At 69.4% G+C, this 8011-nt stretch carries 9 protein-coding genes and 1 tRNA gene; 3 read left to right on the top strand and 7 right to left on the bottom strand.

Features of this window, described 5'->3' with window-relative positions:
- Positions 1-62 precede the first annotated feature (62 nt).
- The 5 genes from rplA to ACWGH4_RS26020 all read right to left on the bottom strand — a co-directional run bounded on the left by rplA (position 63) and on the right by ACWGH4_RS26020 (position 2911).
- Positions 63-791: a 50S ribosomal protein L1 gene (gene rplA, locus ACWGH4_RS26000; protein WP_005313630.1), complete on the bottom strand. Its 729-nt coding sequence runs from the start codon at positions 789-791 to the stop codon at positions 63-65.
- An 80-nt stretch (positions 792-871) separates the two neighbouring features.
- A complete protein-coding gene (gene rplK, locus ACWGH4_RS26005; protein ID WP_005313632.1) occupies positions 872-1306 on the bottom strand; it encodes a 50S ribosomal protein L11 in 435 nt (144 codons plus the stop codon).
- Positions 1307-1473: 167 nt separating this feature from the next.
- Positions 1474-2370 (bottom strand): transcription termination/antitermination protein NusG, encoded by an 897-nt coding sequence (gene nusG / locus ACWGH4_RS26010; RefSeq protein WP_159688596.1) that lies wholly within the window; start codon positions 2368-2370, stop codon positions 1474-1476.
- 72 nt (positions 2371-2442) lie between these two features.
- A complete protein-coding gene (gene secE, locus ACWGH4_RS26015; RefSeq protein WP_159688599.1) occupies positions 2443-2730 on the bottom strand; it encodes a preprotein translocase subunit SecE in 288 nt (95 codons plus the stop codon).
- Between the two features lie 108 nt (positions 2731-2838).
- Positions 2839-2911: transfer RNA gene (locus tag ACWGH4_RS26020), tRNA-Trp, on the bottom strand.
- A 227-nt stretch (positions 2912-3138) separates the two neighbouring features.
- Between ACWGH4_RS26020 and ACWGH4_RS26025 the strand changes: the two genes are divergently transcribed.
- Together ACWGH4_RS26025 and ACWGH4_RS26030 are read left to right on the top strand one after the other, a co-directional pair.
- A complete protein-coding gene (locus tag ACWGH4_RS26025) occupies positions 3139-4365 on the top strand; it encodes a pyridoxal phosphate-dependent aminotransferase (RefSeq protein ID WP_005313638.1) in 1227 nt (408 codons plus the stop codon).
- Between the two features lie 119 nt (positions 4366-4484).
- On the top strand, positions 4485-5513 hold the full coding sequence (locus ACWGH4_RS26030) for an adenosine deaminase (RefSeq protein ID WP_453465244.1): 1029 nt from the start codon (positions 4485-4487) through the stop codon (positions 5511-5513).
- 40 nt (positions 5514-5553) lie between these two features.
- On the opposite strand, the gene ACWGH4_RS26035 is transcribed toward ACWGH4_RS26030, so the two are convergent.
- Positions 5554-6168: a TetR/AcrR family transcriptional regulator gene (locus ACWGH4_RS26035; RefSeq protein WP_453465246.1), complete on the bottom strand. Its 615-nt coding sequence runs from the start codon at positions 6166-6168 to the stop codon at positions 5554-5556.
- A gap of 90 nt (positions 6169-6258) precedes the next feature.
- Between ACWGH4_RS26035 and ACWGH4_RS26040 the strand changes: the two genes are divergently transcribed.
- On the top strand, positions 6259-6891 hold the full coding sequence (locus ACWGH4_RS26040) for an NAD(P)-dependent oxidoreductase (protein WP_453465248.1): 633 nt from the start codon (positions 6259-6261) through the stop codon (positions 6889-6891).
- Positions 6892-6937: 46 nt separating this feature from the next.
- Here ACWGH4_RS26040 and ACWGH4_RS26045 read toward each other — a convergent pair whose 3' ends face one another.
- Positions 6938-7993, bottom strand: coding sequence for a UDP-N-acetylmuramate dehydrogenase (locus ACWGH4_RS26045; RefSeq protein WP_453465250.1), 1056 nt, complete (start codon positions 7991-7993; stop codon positions 6938-6940).
- Positions 7994-8011: the final 18 nt, after the last annotated feature.

Here is an 8011-nt window from a genome sequence, read left to right on the forward strand (position 1 = left end):
AGCTCGAGGAGCTGCGGAGGCCGGATTCAGGAGACGCGATGCCCGCGACTGCCGTCCAGGGATCAGACGGCGGCCGGGTCCTCCTCGACGAGGAGGTTGCGGGTGCGGTTGGAGTCCAGCGGGATGCCGGGGCCCATCGTCGTCGTCAGGGTCGCCTTCTTGATGTAGCGGCCCTTCGCGGCGGACGGCTTGAGACGGAGGATCTCCTCCAGCGCCGCGGCGTAGTTCTCGACCAGCTTCGTCTCGTCGAAGGAGACCTTGCCGATGATGAAGTGCAGGTTCGAGTGCTTGTCGACGCGGAACTCGATCTTGCCGCCCTTGATCTCGTTGACGGCCTTGGCGACGTCCATCGTGACGGTGCCGGTCTTCGGGTTCGGCATCAGACCACGCGGACCGAGCACACGGCCGAGGCGGCCGACCTTGCCCATGAGGTCCGGGGTGGCGACGACCGCGTCGAACTCGTTCAGGCGGTTGCCCTTGGAGATCTCGTCGATCAGTTCGTCGGAGCCGACGATGTCGGCGCCCGCGGCTTCCGCGGCCGCAGCACGGTCACCGGTCGCGAAGACCAGGACCCGGGCGGTCTTGCCGGTGCCGTGCGGAAGGTTGACGGTGCCACGGACCATCTGGTCGGCCTTACGCGGGTCAACGCCCAGACGGAAGGCGACCTCGACGGTGCCGTCGAACTTGGTGGCGGCGGTGTCCTTGGCGAGACGGACAGCCTCGAGCGGGGCGTAGTTACGCTCCCGGTCAATCTTGGCGTCCGCAGCGCGGAGAGTCTTGCTGCGCTTCACTTCTGCTCCTGATGTGTTGAGCGTGGAGTCGTGGTGCGGACCAGCGCTTGGTCCTACCACTGGGGCTTACGAGGGGGCTGTCAGCCCTCGACCGTGATGCCCATGGAACGGGCGGTGCCGGCAATGATCTTTGACGCGGCGTCGAGGTCATTGGCGTTCAGGTCGGGGAGCTTGGTCGTGGCGATCTCGCGGACCTGGGCAGCCGTCAGCTTGGCGACCTTGGTCTTGTGCGGCTCGCCGGAGCCCTTGTCCACACCCGCGGCCTTGAGGATCAGCTTGGCGGCCGGCGGAGTCTTCGTGATGAAGGTGAAGGAACGGTCCTCGTAGACCGTGATCTCCACCGGCACGACCATGCCACGCTGCGACTCGGTCGCGGCGTTGTAGGCCTTGCAGAACTCCATGATGTTGACGCCGTGCTGACCCAGGGCGGGGCCGACCGGCGGAGCCGGGTTGGCCGCACCGGCCTGGATCTGGAGCTTGATAAGCCCCGTGACCTTCTTCTTCTTGGGAGGCATTGCTCTCTCCGGGTCCTAGTGAGAGTTATCCGCCTGCCACCCGATCATCCGGATGGAGGCATACCGCACAACGATAACGGGTATCCATGCGCGGCCAAAAACCGAGCAGGTCAGACAGCCTGCGAGAGGCGGTCTGACCTGTTCGGAAACCTGGCGTCCAGAAGGAACTAGTTCTTCTGGATCTGGTCGAAGCTGAGCTCGACCGGGGTCTCGCGGCCGAAGATCTCGACAAGGCCCTTGACCTTCTTCGAGTCGGCGTTGATCTCGTTGATCGTGGCCTGCAGCGTCGCGAACGGGCCGTCGGTGACGGTGACCGAGTCACCGACCTCGAAGTCCAGCACCTGAACCTCGACCTTGCGGGCCGGAGCCGGCTTGCCCTCGGCCTCCGCGGCCTCGCGGGCGGCCTTCTCCTCGGCCTCCGGGGCGAGCATCTTGACGATCTCGTCCAGGGTCAGCGGGTACGGGTCGTACGCGTTGCCGACGAAGCCGGTGACACCGGGGGTGTTACGGACGACGCCCCAGGACTCGTTCGTCAGATCCATGCGGACGAGAACGTAGCCGGGCAGCTTGTTCTGCCGGACGTTCTTGCGCTCGCCGTTCTTGATCTGGACGATCTCTTCCTCGGGCACCTCGGCCTGGTAGATGAAGTCCTCGACGTTCAGCGAGACGGCACGCTGCTCCAGGTTGGCCTTCACGCGCTTCTCGTAGCCCGCGTAGGTGTGGATCACGTACCACTCGCCCGGGAGGCCACGGAGCTCGTCGCGGAGGGCGGCGACCGGGTCGACGGGAGCCGCCGGCTCCTCGTCGGCCTCTTCGGCGCTCTCCTCGGGAGCCTCTTCCGCGCTCTCCTCAGCAGCCTCGGCGTCCTCGGAGCCGGCCTCGTCCTCGTCGACGTTCTCGACGTGCAGGGCCTCGTCCTCGGCCGGCTCACCGGCGGCGTCGTCGGCAGCCTCTGCCTGGTCCGGCTCCTCAGCGTCCGACGCCTCGACGATGTCGAGCTCGTCCTCAGGGGACTCGAAGCTCTCGCCGGAACGGTCGGCGTCGTTCAGGTTCGGGTCAGACACGATGGCTTCTTCCTGGATACAGATGGGGTGGAACATGCGAAAGGGGCGCCGATTTCCGGCGCCCTCCGCGGATCAGCCGAAGACGTACTTGACTGCTTCCTGGAAGCCATAGTCAATCACGGTCACGAGGCCGATCATGATGACGACGAAGATAATCACCACTGTGGTGTACGTCGTCAGTTGATGACGAGTCGGCCAGACGACCTTGCGCAGCTCGGCGACGATCTGGCGGTAGAAGAGAGCCAGGCGACCCAGCGGGCCCTTCTTGCCGCGCTTGCCGCCCTTGCGGGTCTTCTTCTTCGACTCCGGCGTCTCGTCCTCGGCATCAGGCATGTCGATGGAGCCTACGGCGTCCGTCACGATCTCTCACCTGATTCCCGGGTCGTGGCCGTGCCGCGCCCGGTGGAGCCGCACGGCGGTGCATAGAAGTACGTACATGCGCACACAGCCTGGCGAAGGTGTGTGTAGCAGGGCCGGAGGGACTTGAACCCCCAACCGCTGGTTTTGGAGACCAGTGCTCTACCAATTGAGCTACGACCCTTTGTGACTCCCCCAACCTACCGCATCCGCCCGGGTGCACTAAGTGCCCGGCTCGGACTTGGCTGGTGAGGGCCAACAGCCAGTGAGTGTACGTGTTCCCAGGCCCGGCGTCGAACACAAAGCCCGGCCACCCCCTCCCGGACCTTCCACCGTCGGCCGCAGGTCCGTGTTGTCCGCCCTTCGAAACCTGTGTGCCGGGTCCTTCCGGCGTCTGGGAGCATGGGCCGTATGAGCGCTGCAACCCCTCCCACCGAGCGCCGGGTCTCCGCGCGCATCGGCGCGATCTCCGAGTCCGCGACCCTCGCCGTCGACGCCAAGGCCAAGGCCCTCAAGGCCGCCGGGCGTCCGGTGATCGGCTTCGGCGCCGGTGAGCCCGACTTCCCGACCCCCGACTACATCGTCGAGGCCGCCGTCGAGGCCTGCCGCAATCCGAAGTACCACCGCTACACGCCCGCCGGCGGTCTGCCGGAGCTGAAGAAGGCCATCGCGGAGAAGACGCTGCGCGACTCCGGGTACGAGGTGGACCCGGCCCAGATCCTGGTGACCAACGGCGGCAAGCAGGCGATCTACGAGGCGTTCGCCGCGATCCTCGACCCGGGTGACGAGGTCATCGTCCCGGCGCCGTACTGGACCACCTACCCCGAGTCGATCCGTCTCGCGGGCGGCGTGCCCGTCGATGTCGTGGCCGACGAGACCACCGGCTACCGCGTCTCCGTGGAGCAGCTGGAGGCCGCGCGCACGGAGAAGACCAAGGTCGTCCTCTTCGTCTCGCCGTCCAACCCGACCGGTGCCGTCTACAGCGAGGCCGACGCGCGCGCGATCGGCGAGTGGGCCGCGGAGCACGGTCTGTGGGTGCTGACCGACGAGATCTACGAGCACCTCGTCTACGGCGACGCGACGTTCACCTCGCTGCCCGCCCTTGTTCCGGCGCTGCGGGAGAAGTGCATCGTCGTCAACGGTGTCGCGAAGACGTACGCCATGACGGGCTGGCGCGTGGGGTGGATCGTCGGTCCGAAGGACGTCGTGAAGGCGGCCACCAACCTCCAGTCGCACGCCACCTCGAACGTCTCCAACGTGGCGCAGATCGCCGCCCTGGCCGCCGTCTCCGGGGACCTGGACGCCGTCGCGAAGATGCGCGAGGCCTTCGACCGCCGCCGGCAGACGATCGTGCGGATGCTCAACGAGATCGACGGTGTGGTCTGCCCGACCCCCGAGGGCGCCTTCTACGCCTACCCGTCGGTGAAGGGCCTGCTGGGCAAGGAGATCCGCGGCCGTCGTCCCCAGTCCTCCGTGGAGCTCGCGGCCCTGATCCTCGACGAGGTCGAGGTGGCGGTCGTCCCGGGCGAGGCCTTCGGCACGCCCGGCTACCTGCGCCTTTCCTACGCGCTGGGCGACGAGGACCTGGCCGAGGGTGTCTCCCGGATCCAGAAGCTGCTGGCCGAGGCCCGCGACTGATCCCCTCCCTCGTGCGACGGGCCCCCTGCTTCGGCCGGGGGCCCGTTTCTGTGTTCGGGCAAGAACCCGATCGGGGAAAGGGGCTGCCCCGTTCCGGTCGTCTTTGGCAGGATCACTCAATGGAGCGCGAACGAGACGTCAGCCTGCTGCCGAAAGCCCATCTGCACCTGCACTTCACCGGGTCGATGCGGCCCACCACTCTTCTTGAGCTCGCCGACAAGCACGGCGTGCATCTTCCGGAGGCGCTGACCGGGGGCGAGCCGCCGAAGCTGCGCGCCACGGACGAGCGCGGGTGGTTCCGCTTCCAGCGGCTGTACGACATGGCCCGCTCCTGCCTGCGCGATCCCGAGGACATCCAGCGGCTGGTGCGTGAGGCGGCGGAGGAGGACATCAGGGACGGCTCGGGCTGGCTGGAGATCCAGGTCGACCCGACCTCGTACGCGCCGCGGCTCGGCGGTCTGATCCCTGCGCTGGAGATCATCCTCGACGCCGTGGACACGGCCTCCCGGGAGACCGGGCTCGGGATGCGTGTGCTGGTCGCGGCGAACCGGATGAAGCACCCGCTCGACGCCCGGACACTCGCCCGGCTGGCGGTGCGCTACGCGGACCGCGGCATCGTCGGATTCGGGCTCTCCAACGACGAACGGCGGGGCATGGCGCGGGACTTCGACCGCGCCTTCGCCATCGCCCGCGACGGCGGGCTGCTGGCGGCCCCGCACGGCGGCGAACTGACCGGACCCGCGTCCGTACGGGACTGCCTCGACGACCTGCGCGCCTCTCGGATCGGCCACGGTGTGCGGGCGGCGGAGGATCCGAGGCTGTTGCGCAAGCTCGCCGAGAGGGGCGTGACCTGCGAGGTCTGCCCGGCCTCCAACGTGGCGCTCGGCGTCTACGAGAAGCCGGAGGACGTGCCGCTGCGGACGCTGTACGACGCCGGGGTCCCCATGGCGCTCGGCGCGGACGATCCGCTGCTGTTCGGCTCCCGGCTGGCGGCACAGTACGAGCTGGCCCGCCGCCACCACGCCTTCACGGACCAGGAGCTCGCGGAACTGGCCCGCCAGTCGGTGCGGGGTTCGGCGGCGCCCGAGGACATCAGGCAGAAGCTGCTGGCGGGGATCGACGACTGGCTGGCGTCTCCGCCGGCCTGAGGCACGCCGCCGGCGCCGGCACGGCCCGGCGGTACAGCGCTCAGCGGGCGTCGCCGGCGGTGGCGATGCCCCGCAACAGCGTGCGCGCGAGACCCGCCGCGAACTCGTCGAGCGGCTGCGGCGGCCGGTGGCCCGCGGTCATGTCGTAGGCGAAGGCGCGCTGCGCGCAGGCGCCCAGGAGCAGGGACGCGGCGGCATGGGTGTCGGCGTCCGGGCCGATGCGGCCGGCGGCCTGTTCGGCGCGCAGGTACGCGTCGAGGCCCTCGATGGGCTTGTGCGGCCCCGTTCCCATCTCGCGCATGGCCTCTTCGTGCCGGCGTTTGAGGCGGGGTTCGGCGTACAGCGACGCCGCCATGGGGAAGGTCTTCTCGTAGAAGAGGGCCGCTTGGCGGGCGATCTCGGTGAGGTTCTCCTCGACGCTCGCGCCGCCCGGATCGGCGGCCAGCTCGGCCAGCAGCGGGCCCAGCTTCGGCAGCCGTTCCTGGAGCACGGTCACGAACAGCTCCTCCTTGCCCGTGAAGTGCTTGTAGAGCGCAGCCTCCGAGCAGCCGGCCGCCTTGGCGATCTCCTTGGTGGTGGTTCGGGCGAGACCGATGGAGAGCATCAGGTCGCGCGCCGCGTCGATGATGCGGACGCGGGTGGGCTTCTGGTCCATTCGCGCTCCAGAACAGGCTTGACGGGTGGGTGAGTACCCACCCACTCTAGAGGTGAGTGAACACTTACCCACCCGAGGAGGGTGTGCACCATGAAGCTCACAGTGTTCGGCGCGACCGGCGGCATCGGCGGGCAGATCGTCAGGCAGGCCCTGGCGGCCGGCCATCGGGTGACGGCCGTGGTCCGCGATCCGGCGCGTTTCACGGTCACCGGGGAACGGCTCGAGGTCGTCCGCTCCGGTCTGGACGACCCGGAGGCACTGCGCGAAGCCGTGGCCGGACAGGACGCGGTGCTCTCGGGTCTCGGCCCCCGCAGGCGGTCCGACGCGGGCATCGCCGCCCGCCTCACCCGCTCGGTGCTGGCCGCGATGGAGGCCGAGGGCACGCGGCGGCTGCTGGTCGTCAGCGCGGCGCCGCTCGGCAGCGCACCGGAGCGGGAGCCGCTGCGGGACCGCGCGATGATGTCGGTCGTGGGGGCGGTACTGAAGCCCGTCTACGACGATCTGCGGGTCATGGAGGGCGAACTCGCGCGATCGGCGGCCGACTGGACCGCCGTACGGCCGCCGAGGCTGCTCGACAAGCCACTGACCGGCAGGTACCGCGTCGCGGTCGGCGGCAATCCGCGCAGCGCCCGGATGATCGGCCGGGCGGATGTGGCGCACGCGATGCTCGCGATGACCGACGACCCCGCCACGCTCAGGCAGGCCGTCGGCGTCGCTTATTAGATCTTCGGGCCCGAGAGGTCCTGTCGGGTCGCGGACGTCCGGAGGCTCAGAGGCTGACGCCGACCGTCACCGGCTCGTTGACCAGCGTCACGCCGAACGCGTCGCGCACGCCGTCCACCACCTCGCGGGCCAGGGCCAGCAGGTCCTCCGTCGTGGCCTGACCCCGGTTGGTGAGGGCGAGCGTGTGCTTGGTGGAGATGCGTGCGGGCCCGGAGCCGTAGCCCTTGGTGAATCCGGCCTTGTCGATCAGCCAGGCGGCCGACGTCTTGGTGTGCCCGTCGCCCGCCGGGTAGGCGGGCGGGGCGATGCCGTCGCCGAGCCGGTCGCGGACACGGGCCAGGAAGGTCTCGTACTCGGCGGCGGTGAGGATCGGGTTGGTGAAGAAGGAGCCGGCCGACCAGGTGTCGTGGTCGTCGGCGTCGAGCACCATGCCCTTGCCCGCGCGCAGGGCGAGCACGGTCTCACGGGCGGTGGCGGCCGGGACCCGGTCGCCCACCTCGATCCCGAGGGCACGGGCGGTCTCGGCGTACTTCACGGGCGCGGACAGGCCGCCGGCGTCCTCGAGCTCGAAACGGACACGCAGCACGACGTAGCGGTCGGGTTCCTGCTTGAAGCGGCTGTTGCGGTAGGAGAAGCCGCACTCGGCGTTGGGAAGGACCACCGTCCCGCCGCTGCGGCGGTCGTACGCGACGACCTCCGTGATCGTCGACGAGACCTCCTGGCCGTAGGCGCCGACGTTCTGGATCGGGGTCGCGCCCGCGGAGCCGGGGATGCCGGCCAGGCACTCGACGCCGCCGAGCCCCGCTTCGACGGTGCGGGCGACGGCGTCGCTCCACGTCTCCCCCGCGGCCAGCTCCAGGCGCGTCCCGTCGAGGTCGAAACCGCTGGTCGCGATGCGCAGCGCGGTGCCGTCGAAGCCCTTGTCGCCGATCACCAGGTTGCTGCCGCCGCCGATGATCAGCAGCGGCGTGCCGGCCTCGTCCGCCTCGCGCACGGCGGCGATCACCTCGTCGTCGGTGGTGGCGACCACGAGGCGGGTCGCGGGACCGCCGAGCCGGAAGGTGGTCAGGGGGGCGAGGGGGGCATCGTGGAGTTCCTGCACGGGGACAAGAGTACGGTC

This window comes from Streptomyces sp. NPDC054847 (genome assembly GCF_053610925.1).

Bases quoted from the DNA above. Each gene is read 5' to 3' on its own strand.
- rplK (WP_005313632.1), bottom strand. From the start codon at position 1,306: ATGCCTCCCAAGAAGAAGAAGGTCACGGGGCTTATCAAGCTCCAGATC.
- ACWGH4_RS26025 (WP_005313638.1), top strand. From the start codon at position 3,139: ATGAGCGCTGCAACCCCTCCCACCGAGCGCCGGGTCTCCGCGCGCATC.
- ACWGH4_RS26030 (WP_453465244.1), top strand. From the start codon at position 4,485: ATGGAGCGCGAACGAGACGTCAGCCTGCTGCCGAAAGCCCATCTGCAC.
- ACWGH4_RS26035 (WP_453465246.1), bottom strand. From the start codon at position 6,168: ATGGACCAGAAGCCCACCCGCGTCCGCATCATCGACGCGGCGCGCGAC.
- ACWGH4_RS26040 (WP_453465248.1), top strand. From the start codon at position 6,259: ATGAAGCTCACAGTGTTCGGCGCGACCGGCGGCATCGGCGGGCAGATC.